Genomic DNA, 20,179 nt, shown 5'->3' on the forward strand with positions numbered 1-20,179 from the left:
ATCACTTCCCGGCCGACACCGGATCATCCCGCGTTGGCGGGGAGCACGCGTCAGATGGTCGTCTCGGCCGGCCTGGCCGACGGATCATCCCCGCGTTGGCGGGGAGCACACCGACGCCGGCCTCGTCGGCAAGATCCGCGTCGGATCATCCCCGCGTTGGCGGGAGCACCCCCAGGACTAGCAACGACAGCAGGAATCGCACGGATCATCCCCGCGTTGGCGGGGAGCACCCAGCGAGTGCGTGGCCACGAATGCAGGTGGCCGGATCATCCCCGCGTTGGCGGGGAGCACAGCGAGAAGGCGCAGCAGCTGGCCGACGATTACGGATCATCCCCGCGTTGGCGGGGAGCACCCCCAGGACTAGCAACGACAGCAGGAATCGCACGGATCATCCCCGCGTTGGCGGGGAGCACCCAGCGAGTGCGTGGCCACGAATGCAGGTGGCCGGATCATCCCCGCGTTGGCGGGGAGCACAGCGAGAAGGCGCAGCAGCTGGCCGACGATTACGGATCATCCCCGCGTTGGCGGGGAGCACCGTATCGGGCTGATGGGTCTCGGGCGAATGATGGGATCATCCCCGCGTTGGCGGGGAGCACCGTTTGCGCCACTCCCAGGCACCCTGCGGCCCGGGATCATCCCCGCGTTGGCGGGGAGCACAGCCAGTACACAGCGTCCGCACCGTCGCCGTCCGGATCATCCCCGCGTTGGCGGGGAGCACAGGTTAGGTTGTCGAAGGATTGGCTGCTGGGGGGGATCATCCCCGCGTTGGCGGGGAGCACGGGGTGGGGGTCTCGGTGCGGGTCGCGGCCTCTGGATCATCCCCGCGTTGGCGGGGAGCACCCTGTCTCGGGGCCCCGGGCCACGATGACAGACGGATCATCCCCGCGTTGGCGGGGAGCACGTGACGCTGCCGCTGTCGTCGAGCAGCGTGCCGGGATCATCCCCGCGTTGGCGGGGAGCACCCATCGAGGCGCTGCTGCGTGAGGCACCCGAGGGGATCATCCCCGCGTTGGCGGGGAGCACCCGTCCTCCAGGCGCGCCAACACCGCCAGAGCGGGATCATCCCCGCGTTGGCGGGGAGCACCGAGGTTTGACGTGCTGCACGGTGCACGCCTGCGGATCATCCCCGCGTTGGCGGGGAGCACGCCACCGACTCCAACCGGTGGACCTCCGCCGACGGATCATCCCCGCGTTGGCGGGGAGCACTCTGTGACCCGCATGACCCGATGGCCTCCGAGCGGATCATCCCCGCGTTGGCGGGGAGCACGTCTCCGTGACCTCCTGCCAGCCGTCGGGCCCGGGATCATCCCCGCGTTGGCGGGGAGCACCAGCCGGCGAACGGGTTCACGATCTTGACGTACGGATCATCCCCGCGTTGGCGGGGAGCACATGGCGAAAAGCGCGTCGCCGAGATCCTCGGCCGGATCATCCCCGCGTTGGCGGGGAGCACACGGCCCGTGTGAAGGTGATGCACGCCAACGGCGGATCATCCCCGCGTTGGCGGGGAGCACACGGCCCGTGTGAAGGTGATGCACGCCAACGGCGGATCATCCCCGCGTTGGCGGGGAGCACTCCCGGTGGATAGGGAGTGGATTGCTGAACACAGGATCATCCCCGCGTTGGCGGGGAGCACAGCCGATCGGCGGCTGCGGGGTTCGATGCGGTGGGATCATCCCCGCGTTGGCGGGGAGCACTATCCGATGAGTATGCAGGCACCTATCCTCGCCGGATCATCCCCGCGTTGGCGGGAAGCACTGCCCCGCCGTCCTCCCCGTCCAACTACGCATAGGATCATCCCCGCGTTGGCGGGGAGCACTCGTCATCGTCATCGAGGTGGGCGAGCGGGTCCGGATCATCCCCGCGTTGGCGGGGAGCACATCGCGCCCCGCCTCGAGGACATGGCCGGCGGGGGATCATCCCCGCGTTGGCGGGGAGCACTTTAACGGGATTTCCGAAGGGGAGCAGGACCGGGGATCATCCCCGCGTTGGCGGGGAGCACCCATGGCCGTGCCGTCCCAGTAGCGCACGGCCGGGATCATCCCCGCGTTGGCGGGGAGCACGACGTGGCCTCGAAACTGGGGTTCGGCGCGGCGGGATCATCCCCGCGTTGGCGGGGAGCACGTTGCCGCATCACCAAGACCGAAAGCCGTGCCCGGATCATCCCCGCGTTGGCGGGGAGCACGTGGAGGGTCCGTTTCCGGAACTCTGCCGGGGGGGATCATCCCCGCGTTGGCGGGGAGCACTCGCGAGCGAACTCGTCGGCCTCCGCCGAAAGCGGATCATCCCCGCGTTGGCGGGGAGCACTTCAACTATGGCCCGCCTCCGGTCGAGTTCAGCGGATCATCCCCGCGTTGGCGGGGAGCACCTGCGCCTGTCTCGGGATGCCAACGGGCAGTACGGATCATCCCCGCGTTGGCGGGGAGCACTCGTCGAACTCGCAGACCCGCGGGTCGTCGAACGGATCATCCCCGCGTTGGCGGGGAGCACTCCGAGATCGCGCAGGTGCTCGGCTGGTCCCGGGGATCATCCCCGCGTTGGCGGGGAGCACCAGGCTGATCTGCTCGGTGTTGCAGGCGGCGCAGGATCATCCCCGCGTTGGCGGGGAGCACTGCGCCTGCGTGAGGCCAGCAGCGGCAGCAGCCGGATCATCCCCGCGTTGGCGGGGAGCACATCCTCGGAGGCATCGGTCGAGCCGGCGTTCGCGGATCATCCCCGCGTTGGCGGGGAGCACGGACCATGACGGACCATGTGCCGGTGCCGCCGGGGATCATCCCCGCGTTGGCGGGGAGCACACCGGCCCGCTGCCCAAGACGGCACTCGAACGCGGATCATCCCCGCGTTGGCGGGGAGCACCCGCCAGGCACGATGACCGCGCCAGACGGCCCCGGATCATCCCCGCGTTGGCGGGGAGCACAGCCCGTCGCACCCGTCGCACCAGACCCACCGGGGATCATCCCCGCGTTGGCGGGGAGCACGCGCACCGCTCGACCAGGTCGGCGGGGATGAGGGGATCATCCCCGCGTTGGCGGGGAGCACGGCAATCGCCGGGGGCTGCTGTCGTTCTAGGCCGGATCATCCCCGCGTTGGCGGGGAGCACACCTGCGTTGCGGTAGCCGACTGGCCAGCCTGCGGATCATCCCCGCGTTGGCGGGGAGCACGCGATGTTGAACACGGCAGTGTTGAGGGTGTCGGGATCATCCCCGCGTTGGCGGGGAGCACGGCTTGGCATAGGTCGTAGCTCACGCGGTCTCCGGATCATCCCCGCGTTGGCGGGGAGCACGTCACGAAGACGGTCAGCGGCACCCCGGAGCAGGGATCATCCCCGCGTTGGCGGGGAGCACCCGTCCAGCTCCTGGGACCTCCCGAGGAACACAGGATCATCCCCGCGTTGGCGGGGAGCACCCGTACCCCCGAAAGGACATTCCGATGGGACTAGGATCATCCCCGCGTTGGCGGGGAGCACTCTCGTGGGGTGTAGCCGTCGGCTCCGGCCTCGGGATCATCCCCGCGTTGGCGGGGAGCACGCGAAGCTTCGGTCGGTCGGTGTCGAGTTTGACGGATCATCCCCGCGTTGGCGGGGAGCACGGAAGGCTGTCACGATCGTGGGCACTGGCTTCCGGATCATCCCCGCGTTGGCGGGAGCACATTTCCGAGGGACCCGGCAATACCGGTCCACAGGGATCATCCCCGCGTTGGCGGGGAGCACTCGCGGACCAGGCCGACGAGGCGACGCTCTTGAGGATCATCCCCGCGTTGGCGGGGAGCACCGGGCGCGCTTGGTGCCGCCTGCGGTGGCGGACGGATCATCCCCGCGTTGGCGGGGAGCACGCGACGAGGGTGACCTTGCCCTTGAAGCCGCCCGGATCATCCCCGCGTTGGCGGGGAGCACTCTAGTTCCGTCCGGCATAACCAGAGCGTGCGGGGATCATCCCCGCGTTGGCGGGGAGCACTGACCATCCTTTCGTTCCGCTCCCGGCCGGCTCGGATCATCCCCGCGTTGGCGGGGAGCACAGGTCGAAGCCGAACTGGCCGCCATGCACGGCGGGATCATCCCCGCGTTGGCGGGGAGCACGCATCTACGACGGCGAGTACACCGGGCCGTGGAGGATCATCCCCGCGTTGGCGGGGAGCACGTCTCGACAGTGCGGATCACGTCGTCCATCGCGGGATCATCCCCGCGTTGGCGGGGAGCACCCTGTCTCGGGGCCCCGGGCCACGATGACAGACGGATCATCCCCGCGTTGGCGGGGAGCACTCTTTATGGTCTGTATCTGGTCTGGTCTGGTCGGGATCATCCCCGCGTTGGCGGGGAGCACGCAGCCAAGCCAGCGGCCAGATATCCGGCCGCCGGATCATCCCCGCGTTGGCGGGGAGCACACGAGGTGGCCGGCTGTGAGTGTGAAGTGACCGGGATCATCCCCGCGTTGGCGGGGAGCACCAATGGCTGGCAGTTGTTTTGTGCAGCGAACCAGGATCATCCCCGCGTTGGCGGGGAGCACTGTGCCCGGAACGCGGCCTACCCGCTGGGCACCGGATCATCCCCGCGTTGGCGGGGAGCACCTCGACCTCAGCGCCGCCGATTGGGAGCCCAGCGGATCATCCCCGCGTTGGCGGGGAGCACGCGCCGGTCGCCGGAGTTGATCGTCTCGGTGACGGATCATCCCCGCGTTGGCGGGGAGCACTACGGCAGCGTCCGGCCCGTGGTGCGGGCCTGGGGATCATCCCCGCGTTGGCGGGGAGCACTGACGGACGGCGCTATCTCCGTAGGTAAGTCCAGGATCATCCCCGCGTTGGCGGGGAGCACACCCCCGCCGCAAACGTCGGCTTGCCCACGACCGGATCATCCCCGCGTTGGCGGGAGCACGACGCGAGATCCGCGCCGGTCTGGATCAGCTCGGGATCATCCCCGCGTTGGCGGGGAGCACTCTACCTGACCCTGGCGGCCGAGTAGTCGGCTGGGATCATCCCCGCGTTGGCGGGGAGCACACCCGAGGAACCTCACCCTGCCCGGTGTGTGGGGGATCATCCCCGCGTTGGCGGGGAGCACTGTCGCCACGGTGCTGCCCTCCCCCGCGCTTACGGATCATCCCCGCGTTGGCGGGGAGCACACAACATTCTTCATGATGAAGTCGGCCAACGTCGGATCATCCCCGCGTTGGCGGGGAGCACTACGAACTCACCAGGCCGAGCGACAAGCAAGTCGGATCATCCCCGCGTTGGCGGGGAGCACGGTGGCTATATCCGGGACTTCGTCATCCCGTACCGGATCATCCCCGCGTTGGCGGGGAGCACGTATGGATTGACGTACTCCCCAGTATGGGGAAGGGATCATCCCCGCGTTGGCGGGGAGCACGTGGGGCGCTGCCGCAGTCGCAGCTGGATGCCCGGATCATCCCCGCGTTGGCGGGGAGCACACCATCATGCAGGCCAGCGCCGATACCGCGGACGGATCATCCCCGCGTTGGCGGGGAGCACGGGGCCTGCCTGCTCGAGCAGTGCGATCAGGGCGGATCATCCCCGCGTTGGCGGGGAGCACCGCTCCACGCAGCCCTCCGGTGACGGTGGGGCAGGATCATCCCCGCGTTGGCGGGGAGCACCCGATGAGGCCACGGTAGAGGCTGACCTGTCGGGGATCATCCCCGCGTTGGCGGGGAGCACACTTGCTGACAAGGACCTTAGTCCACCATCCGCATCATTCTCAGTCGGTTTGCGTCCTGCTTCGCAGGTAGCGGTACCTCGCCGCCTTCGGGATCACGGTTCGAACCGTAGGCCCCGTGATGTCGTTTGCCGGCGGCCTCCGCAACAGCACCATCCCGTCCAGGTCGACCGGCTCCCATCGATGGCCGACATTGCGCACCTCGAAGCCCTGCTCATTTCTTGCCGAGAGCACCATGAGCGCCGTTCCGGTCTCGATCCCGTCACAGGTGATCTTCCATAGTTCGTCCCGCACCCGGGGGTTCACCCGACCGACGAACACCCCCGGCGCCACCTCCATGAGCCACTTGGTCAGGTGTCCCCGGATTCCCTCAGGAACCTTGCTGAGTACGATCGTGATCACCAGTCCACCTCATCCCCGTACGAGACACCGGCCGCCACCGCCCCAGCCCGGTCATCCCACAGCTGGATCACATCGATATCCAACTCAGTCTCGTCACCCGGCAGGAGCAGATCCCTCAGATCCCGGACGCAGCGCTTGAGGATGTCCCCCTCTCGCAACGCGTCGCGCACCGCCCTACGCACCTCCCCCGTAATGTCCGGAGGATCGTCAGCGACGGTGTCGAAGGCGATCGGGATCGTGCACTGCGCCTTGTAGAGGTCGGCCATGTCATAAACCAACGCACGGGAATGGCCAGTGTGAACGAACCCGAGCCCCGGCGAGCATCCGAGGCTGACGATGACCGCGTGAACAACGCCGTAGAGGCAGGAGTGGGCAGCAGACAACGCCTGGTTGATGGCGTCGGAATCAGTGAACGCTTCGGGATCGTAATCGCGACGTTTCCAGTCGACCCCCGTCCGCTCGGAATGGAGCCGATAGATCGACCGGACGCGTGCCCCCTCCCGGCCCCGTAGCTGCTGCATCGTCAGGCCGGAGACGACTTCATCGGGAAACCGCATCTCGTACATGCGCCTCGCGACCGCGAGCCGCTTACGGGTGTTGGAGACCGCATCGGCCTGCGCCTCGAGAAGGCGCGTGCTGCGCGCCAAAGACGAGCCATGCGCGTAGTAGCGGACCCCCTGCTCCCCCACCCACACCACAGTCACCCCGCACTGCGCCAGCAACATCATGGCGTGATGCGTGACCCGCGTTCCGGGGCCCAGCAGCACGGCACTCAGCGTCGCGGCCGGCACATGGACGGTGCCGCGCTGATCGGTCGCGGTGATGGCGTTACTGTCACGGCTGATCGTGCAGCGCTCCAGGTGGAGGAAGGTGACCCTGTCCTCCACCCGGAGCAGCTGACGTGACGACGGAGGCGCCGCCCCCTTCATCACAAGGGCGCGAGTGTCATCAGGCCACAGCCGTAGGCCTTGGCCCTGCCGATCCCTGAGGTCAGCGCCCGTCGGAATGCCTCCGGATCGGTGACTCTCAGAGCACCGTCGAACGTGGCACGCCCCAGCGTGACGGTGCCCTCCGCGCGCCGGAACTTGCGGACCTCACGGCTGGTCAGCGTGAACGTGGGCTCCTCAGCGGACCCCAGGTCCACGCCGATCGCTTCCTGGCGTGACGAGAGCCACCCGACCTGCTGCGCCACCGTCACGTGCGCGACGATCTGCTGTCGCCCGTTGATGGTTGCCCGATGGACCGGGTTGGCCGTCAAGCGGAACGCCCACGCAGACCCCTCCGACACCGCATCAAGGAGAGGCACATACGACATCGACTGGGTCGTCGGCTGGCTCGGCCACCCGGCCTGCTCCTCGACATGGACGAAGTCGGGAGTCTTCTCACTGAGGACGTACAGGGCGGGTCGCAGCGGATCGTCGGGGTCGATCCGCCAGAGAGGCCTGCCCGGCTCCACATCCGGCGGGAACCCACTCATGATCGCCGCATGCATGGCCTGCGGCGAGCCGAGCAGCTTCCGCGCACCGTCACGCCGAACGTTGAGATACGTACGGGTCAGGATCATTTCACTCCTCCCAGGAAGGCCATCGGATCGTGTGCAGGCCCGCCGCGGCTTTCGGCTACGTCGTTGCCGGTGGGGATGACGACGAAACTGTCGACGACCATGCGTGTGCCGTACTGACGGCGCTCGGGGTCCCAGGAGACCGGGACGTCCGGGAGCTCCTTGCTGGGGACCTCGTCCGGGAACACGGACTGGTCGGCCTGAACGGGCAGTTCCACGCTGCTCTCACGCCTCGCCTGCCGCCGCCCCGTCTCGCCTGCCATCCACGGCATGTCGCTCAGCGACTCGGCTACTGACGCCTCGACGATGTCGAGGACAATCCGTCCTTCGGGCACACATGCCCGCCGACCGAAGTACAGCGGAAAAGCGGGATCACGGAGCGACTCCGCCAGCCCCTCCAGCACCTCACGCGGGCCACCGATGTGGGCGGTGAACACCGCATCCGACCAGTAGTAGCGGTCGGTCAACGGCATGGCCGCCCCCGTGACCTGATGATGCGCGGTGTGAAAGTCACGGAGGGGTTGGCCCTGCTGTTCGGTTCGCACTCCGAGCTCGAGCTTCAGCAGGTCCTCGATGGGGTCGCTCCTTCTGCGGCCCTCGGCGGCGGCGAGCAGCCCAAGAATCCCACTCTTGGTGGGAATCGGCTCCGTGCCGCGGCGGGTGAATCGGCTGGTGGCCCCCCAGCTCTGTAGGGGGCCCGCCAACCTGAGCCTCAGGACGCTCACACCGACTCCAGCACGCTGCTGCCAGCAGCCTCCACGAGCTCGTCGAACGAGCGCAGGTCGCCGAGGTCCGCCAGTGCTCCCAGCTCGGACGGCGTACCGGTGACCCACACGCTGCTCGGCTGACGCCAGGTGCCGAACACCTCTGAAGCGTGCTTGGCCAGGGCTTCGACCGCCCGGGCGACGTAGCCGTCACTCGAGCGGATGGGCTTCTCGAAGGCGCCGACGAGGCTGCTCGGCTGGCCGCTGGCGACGGTCACGAGAACGGCAGCCGGCCTGGTGCCGTTCGCGAACGTGTTCTGCTTCCCCGAGGGCATCGAGTTGACGAAACTCCGGACGAAGGCCTCGAGCGCGAGACGCGCCGCCTCCTCATCGCCGAGGTTGGCCCGCAGCTGATCAAGGTTCACCGCGGCGTAGCGGTAGAGGGTCGAGGACACGAAACCGACGGTGCCCATCATTCCGGCGCCCGCGTCCTCCTCGTCAGCGTTACGGCTCTTGGCGTCGTCGACTGCGGTGAAGAAGTCGAACTCGGGGATGGCCTCGTGGACGCTGATGGCATGGGCAACCTGGCAGGCCGCGTCGACGTTGAGATCAGCGGCGTCGGCGACCATCCGGCCGAAGAGGGCGATGTCGACGGAGTGGTCAGCGTCAACGAGATCCTTGACCTTGGCGGCCTTCATGGCATTGAGCGGGTTGTCCTCGCCGCTGGCCTCGATGGCTGCGGCCGCAAGGCTCTCGAGTTGGCGCTGCGACAGGAACACCAGGTACCCGGTTTCCGGAGCCCCCGCCGTGTCCTTGCCGGTCTTGCGGGGTACAGGCTTCTTGAAGCCGGCCGCTTCCATGGCCGCCACAGCAAGCTCCTGAGCCTGGGGGGCCAGGTCTTCACGGGCTTCGACGATCATTTTCTCGATCGACGTGACCAGCATCCGGCTGCGGGTGCCGACGTCCTTCGGATCGAGGTGATTGTTGAAGTCGGTGCGCATGGCGCGCTTCCATGACTGTGAGGACACCCGGGCGCGCGTGACGCCGCCGTAGATGGCGCTCTTGGGGGATCCGGTGTCGTCGCGGTTGAGGTTCGCCGGAGGAACGGACTGGATCGCGTGGATCTCGAGGTACGTGGTCATTCTGAAACTCCTTCGTTGGATTCGGTCTGCAGGTAGTGGAAGTCGCGGCCCCAGCGGCGGTGCACGTCACGTGCACCGGAGGGAGCCAGGAACCAGTAGAGGTCTTCGGCGTATCGGCCGTAGTCGAACGCGATCTCATGCGTGCGAAGCTGGGTGATCAGCCCTCGCGAGTGGGCAAGGAGCCCTGGCAGAGTGCTCGCCGTCGACATGGCAGTGAACCGGCGGTAGACCGGTGACTCATGCGGCTCCGCCTTGTTCGAGATGTCGGCGAGGCGCCGGACGGCACGGCCGAACGGCTGCTTCGGATCGTGCATGTTCCGCGACCGGGACTGCTGATGCACCGCGAACTGCGTGAGGGCGATGTGCACCGCCTGCTCGGCCCGCTCCCGGTAGCCCCGGGGTAGGTCCGCAGGGATGCCTTCCAGGGTCACTGCCCAGACGGCGGGGGCAGTTCCGGGCTCGGCCGCAGCAGCCTGACGCAGCTGCGCCAGGAGAGCCTTGGAGTTCGGCGACATGCGGCCGGGGTCAGCCCCGACCAATTGATGGATGCGTCGGGTGACGAATGACCCGACTTTGAAGTCACTGCTCATTGTCTGCTTCCTTGTTGGGATCCTGCGGGTAGGCAAGCACCAGCTCCTTGCGGAGAGCGGCGCGGAGGTAACTCTCGGCCTTCGCTGCGGTCATATAGCCAAACTTCGTCATGCGCCCCGTTACCGCAGCCGGGCTGCAGCTCACGGCCATGCGAGCGGCCAGGGTTTCGATCACTGCCGCCACGCGCCTGTGCCAGTCGCGGCGGGCCTCGATCGTGTCGGTGTCGGCATCGAGGGTGCCCAGCCAGCTGCGGGCGGGGTGGTCGAGCTCAGCCCAGGCTGTCTCACGGGCACGATCCCGGGCTCCATCGACACCGTCGAAATCCCCGGCAGCGCTGGCGATGTTCGCGGCCATCCGTCCCAGTGCCCACACTGCCTGGTCGGCAGAGCGGACGACGTCGTAGAGCATCAGCTGCACCTCGGCGGCGTCCTCGCCGAGCATGCGGAGCCGCAGGTCGAGTGAGTCGTGCACCATGTCGTTGACGGTCGCTTCCTGTGGACCGTACTCAATGCCGACCAGCTCAACCACCACCTCCGTGTCCAGTTCCGTGAACTGCTCGGAGTGCCCGGCGAGGCTGGCGACCGTCGCCGGCCGGATGCTCTCCTCATGCCCGTCCGCCGTCCGGCTCGGGGCGTCCGAAACCAGTCCCGGCATGCCTCGCCATGCGGCCCGGCTGGGGTCGTGCTTGCGGGGCATGTAGACCGGGATCTTGTGCTTTTTGCTCTGCGGCTCGGAGTAGCGCCATGCGGTCATGTGCTCGAGCGACTGCCGGTTTTGGGGCGTCATCCGATCGCCCTGGGCCAGAACGACACCCGTGACACCGTCGCGATCCCCGACAAGCCGGATCCGGCGCGACTGCCAGACCAGCACTTGTACCGGGCCCTGGGGATCGGGTTCCATCTGTCGCACTGCTGTCTGCGGCACGTCGTTCGTCCAGACTGGGCGATCGAGCGGGTTTTCCGGCGTCGGCACCACGTTGTAGACCAGCGTGTGGGCGAGGGTCTGGCCATGCAGCACAACGCCTCCGATCTGCCCTGCCCAGGCGGGGCCGATGGGGTATCCCTTGCCCGCCTTGACCTCTGGATCCCCGACGGCGCCCGAGCGGATGCCAGCCGCATCGAAGGCCTGCGCATGCACCACCCACAGCGCCGCCTCGTGGGCCGGGATAACCCTCAGTGCTTCCCCTCCACGCGTCGTCAGGAAGGGGGCCCCGTTGGGCACATCGCTGATCAGCTTCTCCAATGGCGAGGCCTCGTCCTTGGCTGTGCGGAGGCCCACGACCTGCATGAACGGACGCTCCGGATGGAAGAGGTCGAAACGGTCCGCGTAGCGATCGAGGTAGGCCGCGATGGTGGACTGGTCCAGCCCATCGCGGAGACTTGCAGCCACGTCCGCGCTCCGATGGAACCCGACCGCGTCGTGATGGATGGCCAGGAGAAGTCTCAGGACGGCGAACGATTGGGTCGGCAGATCTGCGCTGATACGCCGCACCTCGCTGGCACGCGTGAAGGCATCGCGGATGGACAGCCGCACGGCTGAGCCGTCGGTGAGGATCGCCGGGATCCAGCGTTCGGTGAGCAGGTCGTAGCTCATGAGTCGTTCACCTCCATCCCCTGTTCGGGCGAGTAACGCAGCTCATAGCTGCGCGTCCCCACCGTGAGTGTCGTTGACAAGGTGTTACTCCCTTCGTGGGTCTGTGCCATGACGAGCAGCAGTTCGCTGCGGAGCAGTGGGTGTCGCCTCAGAAGCCAGCGCCGGGTGCGGGGGTCGCGGTCGATCTCTTGGATGACCGCATCCAGCGCCCCGTCCCAGCGCGTGAGCCGCCCGGGGAGGCGCACGGACCAGCTGGCCACCTCGCGTGCGAGGTCGTCGCTGGGCAGTGACGAGACGTCCAGGATGCTGGTTCCCGTTTTGAGCCACGGTGGTCGGATCGCACTGGAGCCGTCAGGCAGGGTCGGCACGAGGATGACCTCCAGCGACGGTTCCGTGTCCCGCACCGCGGCACCCATCGCGAGCTCGGTGAAGTCGCCGCTGGTCGCCAGCCACTCGCCGAGCGTCGCGCGGTCGTCCTCCGCGCCGGCCCACGGACGGACGCACCACTGCGCCGCCTTGGCCCGGGCCTTGGCGATCTGAGCCAGATACTTCCCGCGGGCCGTGTTGACGGGTCCTGCCCAGTCCGACAAGAGCTCCGCTTCGGGGCCTAGCGCCGAGGCAACCAGCGGCGCCGTGTCCTGCGGGAGCGTGATGACGGCGCCGTGCTTGGTGAGCGCCTCTGTGGTGCGCAGCAGGAGGTACCCGCCGTAGACGATCTCTGATCCCTTGGTCGGCGCGGGGATGGGACCCGAACCGACGTCGGTCAGGAAAAATGTGCGCGCTTCACGGTGGGACTCCGGGCGGGCTCGCCACGAATGGCGATGGAGCCTGCCGATTCTCTGGAGGAGGAGGTCGGCCGGGGCGATGTCGGTGTAGAGGGCGTCGAAGTCGATGTCCAGACTCTGCTCGACCACCTGCGTCGCCACGACCACCTGGCCGGGCCGAGTTTCCTCGTCAGACCCCTTCCCGAACCGGTGGATGAGGTCGAGGTCGTTGTTGGCGCGGTCGACCGCAATGAATCCCGCATGGTTGAGCGTCACCGGCAACCCCGCCTCGGTCAGCGCATCGGCGGTGGCCTGGGCATCCTTGACGGTGTTGCGCACCACAAGAACACACGCGCCCGCGTCCGCGTCTGCACGAACCGATGCGACGATCTCCTCCACGCTGGTTCCATGCCACGACCAGGTGACGCTGCGTTCCTGGCCCCGCTCGTCCACCACCTCGAGCCTCACGGGCTGGTCATCGCGCGGGACAACCGAGATCAGCGGGTAGTCGTCCTCACACATAGGGAGGGCATCGATCTCTGCGGAGCGCGCGCCCGCGTAGGCTTTCATCATTGCCCGCTTCCGCTCGGCGGTGAGTGTTGCGGAGAGGACGATGATAGAAACGTCGTAGGCGCCCAGCCAGCTGAGAACAGACTCCAGATAAACCGACATGAATTCGTCGCTGGAGTGCGCTTCATCGATGATGACAATCTTCCCGGAGAGTGCGACGTGGGCGAGCATGAGGTGCTTGCGCTGCAGCCCGGCCATGAGCAGCTGATCGATCGTCACCACGCTGAAATTTGCAAGCAGACGACGCTTGGAGGAAAGGAACCACTGATGCACGACGGCATTGCACAGCATGCCGTCGGTTTCATCCTCATGGATGCCGGAGCTTCTGGCTGTGTTGAACACGTGATCGAAGTTACGCACCGCCTCAGACATTTTGGCGTAGCGCCTGTTGAGGGAGGCCTTTCCATGGCCGAGGGTCACGGCCCAGGCCGCGGACTCCTTGGGGAGTTCTGGCAGTCTCTCCAGCCAGTCCGCGATGCGGGTGAACATTGCGTCCGTCGTTGCCTGGGTGGGCAGGGCGATGAGGATTCCCTGAGCTCCCCGTTGGGCGCCAACCACCTCAGCCACAGCCAACGCGGCCTCCGTCTTTCCTCCTCCAGTGCTGGTCTCGATGAACATGAGCCCCACGTCCACAGTCGAAGCCAACTCAACCGCTGTCTGCTGAACGGCGTGCGGAACCGCGTCGTCGGGGAGGGCGAACCGGGCGCGGAAGAACGCCTCGAGGTCGCTCGTGTCCACGGGCGCTGGCTCCCACGGAGGAGGCATCGCCGCCTCCTCCCATCCGTGGAGCGCCCGCGCACCCATGTCAAGAGTCGGCGCCCCATCCTCGTCGCGACCGCGGAGCGGAAACAGTCTCGTGTTTGAGGCCAACCAGTCAGAGACAATCACGAGTCCGGTCACCTCGACCAGAATGGGAAGCGGAATACGCGGCAGATCGCCACTCACGAGAACCTCAGAGAATCCGGTGAGCTCACTGATCCAGTCGATGAGCTCATTGCGCACCGCCCGCCAGGGATCTCCTCCCATTCCCTGCTTCCGAATGCGCGGGTTTCGCATTCGTCCCTCTGCCATCGGGGTACCATGGTGAGCGCCGACGACGGAGGCGAGCGGTTCTGCGACCTCCTTGTCGAGCCCTTCGAGCATGAGCCACTGCCTCAAGGAGTACTCGCTGATCAACGAGTGAGGCAGTTCCCGTCGGTCGTCGCGGATCTCGCTCATCAGGCGGCAGGCGAGGCCGGCGTCGCGTGCCTTCTGCGCCAACGGCTCGCTTTGAGCGACAAACGCGGGGGCTGCTTTTCCCACGTCATGTACGCCCGCGAGAAACAGCACCATAGACCTGAACTGCCCGTCACTCAGTCCCGTGGAATTCCAGCGCTCTCTGACAGTGTGGGAAATCCAACTGTCATAGAGATACGCAGCGATCCAGACGCTGTCGAGGAGATGCTGATCAAGAGGCAGCCACTCGGTTGGCCCTCCGGTCTTGGCCCAGACCGACATCGCCTGCTCACTGAGTTGCCTCGTCGTCATTATCCCCACCCCGGTCGGAGATTGTCTGCGGGCTGTGCAACGCTGCTCATGTCACCCGCGAAGGAACCTTCACTGGCTCCTTCGAAGAAGGATAGCACGCCATCCGTCACGAGGCGGCTAGTTTGCGCAACAATTTCCGGAAGCCCCGCCGAGGCGGGGAACACAGGTACCTACAGGCCTTCGCAAGAGGCGGCTAGCGGATCATCCCCGATCACGGGGCACACCTGCGGGCGCGTCACACCTTACGGGGCGAAGGGCCAGACGGCGAGCAGATCGCGCCGGTCAAGGAGCGCCCTCGCCCACCGCGATGGAGCCGGGTCGGCGTGGTGCCTAGCTAGCTAGTAGTAGTTACCTCCCCGCCCCCGCCCAATCACTCTGGCAGCTTACCGATCCCGATCCAACTGATCTCGAGAGCAGAGGGCACCGGGCTGCTCGGTACCAGCGGTCGCTGTACGAGACTGCCGTGGGCGCGAAGTAATAGGTTTCCCCGTCCATCAGGAACTTGAGCAGGACGAACTCGGCTTCGCTGGCGCTGGCCCCTAGCCTCGATCGTTCATGGCGGAGTGAGCGACGCGTGCTGCAGATAGGCCGGAGTGCCTTCTGACTACGGGATACTTGGACATGCGACTGTTCAAAACCCCTGAAGTGGAAGGCACTCCGTAGGTGAAGCGTACTTCGTGGTCCACCGGTATGTCCGTGACCGGCGATGGCGGCGCGGTGATCGCCCACGCCGGCAGCATCGGACTCAGGATGCTGGCCGAGAACACCGGCCTGACCGGAGCCCTATCGACGGCGATGGCCCGGCGTTCGTTCATCCCCTCGGTGCATGACCGCGGCCAGGTACTGACCGATGTCGCGGTGATGCTCGCCGACGGCGGGGAGGCGATCTCCGACATCGACGTGCTGCGCCACCAGGGGCAGGTGCTGGGGCCGGTCGCGTCTGCTCCGACGGTGTGGCGTGCGTTGGACGAGGTCACCGACGCCAGGCGCAGGAAGATCCAGGCGGCCCGGGCCCGCGTCCGTCGCCACGTCTGGGCCCAACTGACAGCCGCTGGCGGTGTCCCGGCCTCGAAGGTCGCCGGGACCGATCTCGGCAGCACGGTGGTGTTGGATGTCGATGCCACGATCGTGGTGACGCACTCGGAGAAGGAGTTGGCGTCGCCGACGTTTAAGAGGACGTTCGGGTATCACCCGATCGGTGTGTGGTGCGACAACACGGGCGAGTTCCTCGCCGCCGCGCTGCGGACCGGGACGGTGGCAGCGACGCCGGTCCGGCCCGCGGCAGCGGGGCGCCAGTGCGGCTCTCCACGCTCACGCTGGGGCAGGGTGACCCCCACTGCGGGCACGTTTCCGCGGGCGCACACACACCCGCCACTTCAGGCCAACGGCGGGGAGCGCGGAATCGAGCCCGTAGTGGCACCCTCTGGTCTGCTGCCTGAGCGTGGGGCCCCGCACTGGCGCCCCTTCTCCGCGGCGATGGCGGCAGGGCCGCCGGAGCGACCGGTCAGCTGGAACCGGAGTCCATAGCACTTGTTATACTCGGCTCATGTCCAGCACCCTGGCGGAGGCAGCGCGCCGCGCGGACCAACTGATCGCACAGGGCCGTGGCGAGTTGGTCCGAGCCGTGCGGCAGGCTTCTGCAGCCGGAATGACGCAGACGCAGATCGCGGCCGAGATCGGTCGAAGCCAGCCCGAGGTGTCCCGCCTGCTCCGCTTCCACGGCACGTCCCCGTTGGGTCGAAGGTTGCGCCAGCACGCAGGTGAAGTCAAGGGGCTCGTGGCAGCTGCCGGTGGCCGCGATGTCCGCGTCTTCGGATCTGTGGCTACGGGGCAGGACCATGAGGGCTCTGACGTCGATCTGCTGTTCACGATGGCCCGCCCCCTCAGTCTGATGCAGCTCGGTGCGCTTGAGCGCGACGTGAGCCGGGTGGTGGGGTGCCCGGTGGATCTGGTGCCCGACACGGTGTTACGGCCCGATCTTCGGGATCGGATCCTCGCCGAGGCGGTAGCGCTCTGAACAGAGACACTTCTGATATCCGGGGCGACGCTCTTGCCCTCTTCGAGATCATGCAGAGCCACGCTGAGCAGGACCTCAATGACCAACTGGTCATCGACGCCGTCTGCATGCGCCTCTCGGCCGGAATCGAGGCGCTCGCCGCACTGGACCCAACAGAACTTCAGTCGCTGTTCGGCGCTGATTGGTCGCTCATGTGGGGCATGCGGAACCGGATCGCGCATGGATACCTTCTGGTGGACCCGACCGTCATCCGCGCGACGCTAACGCATGACGTTCCAACGATCGTGCGCCGGATCCGTCGAACCCTGGGCATCGCCCCCATTGATGGCGATCGCACGGAGGAACAGGCGTCCGAGCCTGCTGTTTCGCGCGCCAAGGTCGACCCGATCACCGGAGTATCTGACGAAGTTGACAGGTTCTGATGTCCGGCGATCAACAGCTGGATCCACACGGCCGACGTGAGGAGCTGGAGCGTCAAATCGCCAACCTCCGCGTTGAGAACCGGCGCTTGAGGAACCTCCTCAAGGTGACCGACGGCGTGGAGCCGCCGGTGCAGCAACCGACGCTGACGCCTTCCGATCCAGGTCTGGTGACCAACTCGTCACCGCCGGAGGCCAAACTGGCGTTGTTCGCCCGGATGTTCGCGGCGCGACGCGACGTCTACGCGCGGTACTGGGAGAACCCACGGAAGGGCACGAAGGGCTGGTCGCCAGTGGTGCGCGACGCGTTCGGCAAGGGCTCTCTGTGGGACCGGCGCCCGCTTCCGCTGACCGTCGACGCCCTTGTAGCGCACCTTCGGTCCGACGACGACTTGTTCATCGGGCTGTATCCCCTGCTGCCTGATGCGACCTGCTGGTGGCTCGCCGCAGACTTCGACGGTCCGCAGGCGATGCTGGACGCGCACGCCTACTCGAAGGCCGCCAGCTCGCTGGGCGTTCCCTGCGCATTGGAGATCTCCCAATCCGGCAAGGGCGCGCACGTCTGGACCTTCTTCACCTCCGCGACCCCGGCAGCTGACGCGCGGGCGCTGGGTACGGCCTGCATCCACAGGGCGATGGCGCTGCGTGGATCCATGCCGCTGGCCAGCTACGACCGCCTGTTCCCGAACCAGGACACCGTGCCTACAGGCTCGTCTGGGGTCGGAAACCTCATCGCCGCGCCCCTGAATGGCAACCGCCGGGTTGAACGCGGCACAACCCTGTTCATCGACATGGCCACGTGGGAGCCGTGGCCCGACCAGTGGGAGTACCTCTCGCATCTGGACAGGATGACTCCACGCCAGGTGGCAGCGGCGGGACGTCAGGAACGGGTGGTCGTCGGACCTGATGTGACGCGGCTGGAGGCTTCTCCTGCGACCGCGATCCACCCCAGCGTCCCCGCACTGGTGCGGTCGACACTCGGGGCGGCACTGACGATCCGGGATGGGGACCTGACGCCGGAGTTGTCGGCGGCACTGAGGCACAGCGCCACGATTCACAACCCAGCCTTCTACGAGGCGCAGCGCGCCCGCCGTTCCACCTGGAACATTCCCCGGTTCATCCAGGGCTTCGACGTGGCCATCAACGGCGACCTGATCCTCCCGCGCGGGCTTCGCCACCAGGCAGCGGACCTGATCGCGCAGGCCGCGAGCAACCTGGTCAGCGAGGATCAGCGCTGCCAGGGCACTGAGCTCGAAGTGCCTTTCCTCGGGGACCTTGACGACCGACAGACGGCAGCGGTGGACTCGATGCTGGCCCACGAGGACGGGATCCTGCATGCACCCACCGGCTCGGGAAAGACCGTGATGGCCTGCGCGATCATCGCCGAGCGAGCGGTCACCACCCTTGTGCTGATCAACAAGACGGCGCTCGCTTCCCAGTGGCGCGAACAGATTCAAGTCCTCCTCGGAGTCAAGGCCGGGCAACTCGGCGGGGGCCGCGTCAAGACACGGGGAGAGGTCGACATCATGCTTCTGCAGACGCTGGCCAGGCACAGCCCCGACGAGGTCCGCGAGCTCACCGCACCCTACGGCCAGGTCATCGTCGACGAGTGCCACCATCTGGCTGCCGGCTCGTTCGAGAAGGTGGTCTCTCACATCGAGTCGGCCTGGTGGCTGGGCCTCACCGCGACGCCTGAACGCAAGGACGGCCTGGAGCAGGTCACCACCTGGCAACTCGGTCCAATCCGCCACACGATTCGCGACACCCTTCCCAGCGAGGCGACCCTCGTCACCCCCTACGACGGTCCCCATCGCGTCTTGCACGTCCACCAGACTGCTTACTGCAGTCCACGGGACCTCGACATGAGCGCGCCGGGTGCGATCGGCCAACTGGGCGGGCGGCTGGCCGAAGACCCCGACCGCAATCGCCAGATTGCCGCCGACATCAGCGCTGCATTGGCTGACGGCCGCAAGTGCCTGGTTCTGTCGCGCCGTCGCGATCACCTGACTGAGTTGGCCGCGCTCCTGCCGGAGGCAGAAGCGCTGATCATGCGAGGCGGCACCGGGGCCAAGGCCTTGGCCGCGATCAGAGCGAGGATCGCGGACACGTCCGCAGGCGAGTCACTCCTCGTCATGACGACGGTCCCCTATGGAGGCGAAGGATTCGACGCCCCCATCATCGACACCGTCATCCTCGCGGGACCGATCTCCTGCCCGGGGCTGGTCATCCAGGCCGTCGGGCGCGCGCTGCGTCGGCACGAAGGCAAGACGGACGTGGTCGTTCACGACTACGTGGACGCTGAGGTCCCCGTCCTCAGAGCGCAGTATGCCAGGCGCCGGTCGGCGTACCACCAGATGGGCTTCGCCGAGGGTGGCCAGCGGTGAGGGGTGCGGGTGGCGATCTTGTAACCAGCCTCACGGAGGAAGCGTCGCAGGGGCATGACAGCGGCCTGCCCGACTCCGCCGCCGCCCGCAGCGGGCGAGCGCCCACGGCTGAAGATCGGGCACGACACGCCGCCAGGCTTCATGCCCAGAACCTACGGCACAGCGCTGCTCGGGCACCGCATGAAGCGAGCCCCCGGCGGGTATCGGTGCGCACTGTACGGCCAGCCGTCGACCGTGCCGGACTCAGCGATAGACGTCTCGACGATGGTCGATGTGCAGCACCACCACTTCGTCGACGTGATCATTGATGCGGTAGAGCACCCGATAGGTGCCTCGTCGAGCGGACCAGATGCCCTCCAACTCGCGCCGAAGCATCTTGCCCACACGCCGCGGGTTCTCGACCAGCGGTCCGGTCATGAACTCGATCACCGCGGCCGCCACCGCCTCGGGCAGTTCTGACTGGATCGCACGGATGGCGGGCGGAGTCAGGACCAGTTCGTAGTTCGCCCCAGGGCTCACCGGCGAAGGCTCCGGATTGCGTCATCCCCTCGCGCGACGTCGCCTCTGGCATAGGCGGCGTCCGCCTCCCGGATGTCGGCCAGCGCGTCAGGATCTGACAGAACGTCGAGGGTCTCCTCCAGTTCGGCCAGGTCGGCGGGGCTGATCAGCACCGCGACAGGACGGCCATTGCGAGTGACCGTGACCCGTTCATGGTGGAGCTCGACGCGGTCCACGACCTCGCTGAAGTGGTCGCGGACCTCACGCAAGGATTCGGCTGTCATGACCACAATTGTGGCGCCTAATCGTCGGGAGTCAAGGACCTCGGCGGGTTCAGAGCCAAGGGACGAA

The 20,179-nt window shown here is 67.1% G+C and carries 14 protein-coding genes and 3 CRISPR repeat arrays; of the genes, 4 read left to right on the top strand and 10 right to left on the bottom strand.

Annotated features, from left to right (window positions below; genetic code table 11):
• Nucleotides 1-81 precede the first annotated feature (81 nt).
• A CRISPR array of direct repeats spans nt 82-3,586; the repeat unit is 28 nt; unit sequence GGATCATCCCCGCGTTGGCGGGGAGCAC.
• A 92-nt stretch (nt 3,587-3,678) separates the two neighbouring features.
• Nucleotides 3,679-4,805: a CRISPR direct-repeat array (repeat unit 28 nt; unit sequence GGATCATCCCCGCGTTGGCGGGGAGCAC).
• 92 nt (nt 4,806-4,897) lie between these two features.
• Nucleotides 4,898-5,658: direct repeats of the CRISPR family, unit length 28 nt; unit sequence GGATCATCCCCGCGTTGGCGGGGAGCAC.
• 40 nt (nt 5,659-5,698) lie between these two features.
• The 8 genes from cas2e to cas3 are packed head-to-tail and all read right to left on the bottom strand — an operon-like array spanning nt 5,699 to nt 14,510.
• A complete protein-coding gene (cas2e, locus tag H9L22_RS10410) occupies nt 5,699-6,058 on the bottom strand; it encodes a type I-E CRISPR-associated endoribonuclease Cas2e (RefSeq protein ID WP_187719854.1) in 360 nt (119 codons plus the stop codon).
• On the bottom strand, nt 6,055-6,987 hold the full coding sequence (gene cas1e / locus H9L22_RS10415) for a type I-E CRISPR-associated endonuclease Cas1e (RefSeq protein ID WP_187719855.1): 933 nt from the start codon (nt 6,985-6,987) through the stop codon (nt 6,055-6,057). The genes cas2e and cas1e overlap by 4 nt, the downstream gene beginning before the upstream one ends.
• Nucleotides 6,987-7,622 (bottom strand): type I-E CRISPR-associated protein Cas6/Cse3/CasE, encoded by a 636-nt coding sequence (gene cas6e, locus H9L22_RS10420; RefSeq protein WP_187719856.1) that lies wholly within the window; start codon nt 7,620-7,622, stop codon nt 6,987-6,989. Before cas6e ends, cas1e begins: the two co-directional genes overlap by 1 nt.
• On the bottom strand, nt 7,619-8,344 hold the full coding sequence (gene cas5e / locus H9L22_RS10425) for a type I-E CRISPR-associated protein Cas5/CasD (RefSeq protein ID WP_187719857.1): 726 nt from the start codon (nt 8,342-8,344) through the stop codon (nt 7,619-7,621). The genes cas6e and cas5e overlap by 4 nt, the downstream gene beginning before the upstream one ends.
• Nucleotides 8,341-9,465 (bottom strand): type I-E CRISPR-associated protein Cas7/Cse4/CasC, encoded by a 1,125-nt coding sequence (gene cas7e, locus H9L22_RS10430; RefSeq protein WP_187719858.1) that lies wholly within the window; start codon nt 9,463-9,465, stop codon nt 8,341-8,343. Before cas7e ends, cas5e begins: the two co-directional genes overlap by 4 nt.
• The gene (casB, locus tag H9L22_RS10435; protein WP_187719859.1) at nt 9,462-10,055 is read right to left on the bottom strand and encodes a type I-E CRISPR-associated protein Cse2/CasB; all 594 of its coding nucleotides are present in this window, start codon (nt 10,053-10,055) and stop codon (nt 9,462-9,464) included. Before casB ends, cas7e begins: the two co-directional genes overlap by 4 nt.
• A complete protein-coding gene (gene casA / locus H9L22_RS10440) occupies nt 10,045-11,649 on the bottom strand; it encodes a type I-E CRISPR-associated protein Cse1/CasA (RefSeq protein WP_187719860.1) in 1,605 nt (534 codons plus the stop codon). Before casA ends, casB begins: the two co-directional genes overlap by 11 nt.
• A complete protein-coding gene (gene cas3, locus H9L22_RS10445) occupies nt 11,646-14,510 on the bottom strand; it encodes a CRISPR-associated helicase Cas3' (protein WP_187719861.1) in 2,865 nt (954 codons plus the stop codon). Before cas3 ends, casA begins: the two co-directional genes overlap by 4 nt.
• 663 nt (nt 14,511-15,173) lie before the next feature.
• On the opposite strand from cas3, the gene H9L22_RS10450 reads away from it, so the two are divergent.
• From H9L22_RS10450 to H9L22_RS10465, 4 genes are all read left to right on the top strand, one after another.
• Nucleotides 15,174-16,037, top strand: a complete 864-nt coding sequence (locus H9L22_RS10450) for a transposase (RefSeq protein ID WP_226965801.1) — start codon at nt 15,174-15,176, stop codon at nt 16,035-16,037.
• A gap of 19 nt (nt 16,038-16,056) precedes the next feature.
• Nucleotides 16,057-16,527, top strand: a complete 471-nt coding sequence (locus tag H9L22_RS10455) for a nucleotidyltransferase domain-containing protein (protein ID WP_187719862.1) — start codon at nt 16,057-16,059, stop codon at nt 16,525-16,527.
• Nucleotides 16,528-16,577: 50 nt separating this feature from the next.
• On the top strand, nt 16,578-16,949 hold the full coding sequence (locus H9L22_RS10460) for a HepT-like ribonuclease domain-containing protein (protein WP_187719863.1): 372 nt from the start codon (nt 16,578-16,580) through the stop codon (nt 16,947-16,949).
• A gap of 104 nt (nt 16,950-17,053) precedes the next feature.
• On the top strand, nt 17,054-19,330 hold the full coding sequence (locus H9L22_RS10465; RefSeq protein WP_226965802.1) for a DEAD/DEAH box helicase: 2,277 nt from the start codon (nt 17,054-17,056) through the stop codon (nt 19,328-19,330).
• A gap of 243 nt (nt 19,331-19,573) precedes the next feature.
• Here the strand turns inward: H9L22_RS10465 and H9L22_RS10470 are convergent, their stop codons facing one another.
• A complete protein-coding gene (locus H9L22_RS10470; RefSeq protein ID WP_187719865.1) occupies nt 19,574-19,849 on the bottom strand; it encodes a type II toxin-antitoxin system RelE family toxin in 276 nt (91 codons plus the stop codon).
• The gene (locus tag H9L22_RS10475) at nt 19,846-20,112 is read right to left on the bottom strand and encodes a type II toxin-antitoxin system Phd/YefM family antitoxin (protein ID WP_187719866.1); all 267 of its coding nucleotides are present in this window, start codon (nt 20,110-20,112) and stop codon (nt 19,846-19,848) included. The genes H9L22_RS10470 and H9L22_RS10475 overlap by 4 nt, the downstream gene beginning before the upstream one ends.
• Nucleotides 20,113-20,179 lie beyond the last annotated feature (67 nt).

Source organism: Tessaracoccus defluvii, from assembly GCF_014489575.1.
In the GTDB taxonomy this organism is placed as follows: Bacteria; Actinomycetota; Actinomycetes; order Propionibacteriales; family Propionibacteriaceae; genus Arachnia; species Arachnia defluvii.